The organism is Algibacter sp. (assembly GCF_049667265.1).
Classification (GTDB): Bacteria; Bacteroidota; Bacteroidia; order Flavobacteriales; family Flavobacteriaceae; genus Algibacter_B.
On sequence record NZ_JBATHX010000340.1, the window covers coordinates 1 to 2,545 of the forward strand.

A 2,545-nucleotide genomic window follows, 5' to 3' on the forward strand; every position below is an offset into this window, starting at 1 on the left:
CCAAGCCTTGCAAAACCTACAATAATACTTCCTGCAAATTCTTTATGAATTTCATAGAATGAGTCTTCGTCAATTATGCCTGATATCACATGATGCATATCATAAGGTTTATTTGAACTCTCAGGAATAATATCAGACAAAACATCTCGGATTTCATCATCAATTTTTATGTCTAACTTTTTAGCGGTTTCTCGGTTGTTTTGAGGTAAATAACTTAATAGTTTTTTTACATCTTCAAGACAAGCAACATCATTTTCAGATGTTTTATGTGCCACCCCAGATTTTGTAGCATGGGTTAATGCGCCGCCAAGTTCTTCGCTAGTTACTTCTTCATTAGTTACTGTTTTCACCACATTAGGACCAGTAACAAACATGTAACTGGTGTTTTCTACCATAAGTGTAAAATCGGTCATAGCAGGGGAGTACACGGCACCACCAGCACATGGTCCCATAATTGCCGATATCTGTGGAATGACTCCTGATGCTTGCACGTTTCTGTAAAATATATCAGCATAGCCACCAAGTGAACGAACTCCTTCTTGAATACGCGCACCACCAGAATCGTTTAATCCAATAATAGGAGCGCCAATTTTGACTGCCATATCCATGATTTTGCAAATTTTTTCGGCATGTGTCTCAGAAAGCGAGCCGCCAAAAACAGTAAAATCTTGAGCATAAGTATAAACCAATCTGCCTTCAATGGTACCATAACCTGTAACAACACCATCGCCAAGGAATATTTGTTTATCCATTCCAAAATCTGTCGTTCTGTGCGTTACTAAAGCACCAATTTCTTCAAAAGAACCTTCGTCAAGTAAGTATTCAATACGCTCTCTTGCCGTTAGTTTTTTGTTTTTATGTTGCTTATCTATCCGTTTTTGACCACCTCCGAGTTTTGAAAGTGCAATTTCTTTATTGAGTTTATCTATTTGGTCTTGTCTAGAATTCATATGAATTGTCTGTTGTTAAGTCGGTAGTTATTTGCGGTGTTAGGCTGTAAACTGATGACTGAATACTTTTTACTTGATAGGTAATCTTAATAATTTCTGGTCTTCTAAATATTGTTTCACAGCTATTAAGGCCGCAATTTTGGCTTCGTTTTCAGTTTCTGACTTTAATGCTTCTGGTGAATAATAATTTTTCACAAAATGGGTGTCAAAGTTTCCAGAACGAAAAGCCTCATGTCCACATACATATTTCCCAAATGGTAAGGTGGTTTCAATACCTTTAACTTTATAGTTTTCAATAGCTTTAATCATGAGTTGAATGGCTTCCTCGCGCGTGCTTGCGTAGGTAATTAGTTTTGCAAGCATAGGATCGTAATAAATAGGAATATCCATGCCTTCTTCAAAACCATTATCCACTCGAATACCTTCCCCTTTAGGAATTCTATAAACTTCTAAATGACCAACGCTTGGCAGGAAATCATTTAAAGGATCTTCAGCATAAACGCGCAATTCTAGGGCATGCCCATTAATTTTCAAATCAGTTTGTTTTATTTGAAGCGCTTCACCACGAGCAACTTTTATCTGAAGTTCAACCAAATCTACACCAGCTATTAATTCGGTAACTGGGTGTTCCACTTGTAACCGTGTATTCATTTCTAGAAAATAGAAATTATGGTCTGCATCCAATAAAAACTCCACCGTTCCGGCTCCCAAATAGTCGCAAGATTTAGCCACTTTAATAGCAGCTTCACCCATTTTTTTTCGCAATTCAGAAGTTAAAATACAGGAAGGAGCTTCTTCAATAACCTTCTGATGACGCCTTTGAATACTACATTCTCGTTCAAAAAAGTGTAAAACATTTCCATGACTATCGGCCATAATCTGAATTTCAATATGACGAGGGGAGGTTACATACTTTTCAATAAAAACGGAACCATCACCAAAAGCAGAAGTTGCCTCGCTAATAGCACGATTCATTTGCGATTCTAAATCGCTTTCTTTTTCAACAACACGCATGCCTTTTCCGCCACCGCCAGCCGAAGCTTTTATAAGTATTGGAAACCCAATCTCTTTAGCGATTTTTTTGGCTTTGTTTACATCCGTAATAGCTTCATCAATACCAGGAACCATTGGGATATTATATGCTTTTACGGCATCTTTAGCAGCAAGTTTGCTCCCCATTATTTTTATGGCTTTAGATTTTGGGCCAATAAAAAGGATATTATTATCCTCACATAATTCTGCAAAGGATGCATTTTCACTTAAAAAGCCATATCCAGGATGAATAGCATCAACATCCAATTGTTTTGCGACTTCAATGATTTTATCGCCTTTTAAATACGATTGGTTTGATGGAGGCTCTCCAATACAAACGGCTTCATCAGCAAATTTTACGTGAGGCGCATTACGATCTGCAGTAGAAAAAACTGCCACCGTTTTTATGCCCATTTTTTGAGCTGTTTTCATCACCCTTATGGCTATTTCTCCTCGGTTTGCAACTAGTATTTTTTTCATTAATAATTAATATTTGTCATTCCCTCGAAAGAGGTAATCTCATTTTTTTAGCCACGAATTCACGAATAATAAGATGGCATTTT

2 protein-coding genes are annotated in these 2,545 nt (G+C 37.1%); both read right to left on the bottom strand.

All coding sequences use genetic code 11. The annotated features are described in order from the left end of the window. Positions 1–950, bottom strand: a 950-nt coding sequence (locus tag WBN21_RS11970) for an acyl-CoA carboxylase subunit beta (protein WP_424200584.1), incomplete at its 3' end; no start/stop codon positions are given. A gap of 69 nt (positions 951–1,019) precedes the next feature. Then, positions 1,020–2,462: an acetyl-CoA carboxylase biotin carboxylase subunit gene (gene accC, locus WBN21_RS11975; RefSeq protein WP_424200586.1), complete on the bottom strand. Its 1,443-nt coding sequence runs from the start codon at positions 2,460–2,462 to the stop codon at positions 1,020–1,022. Between the last annotated feature and the right edge of the window lie 83 nt (positions 2,463–2,545).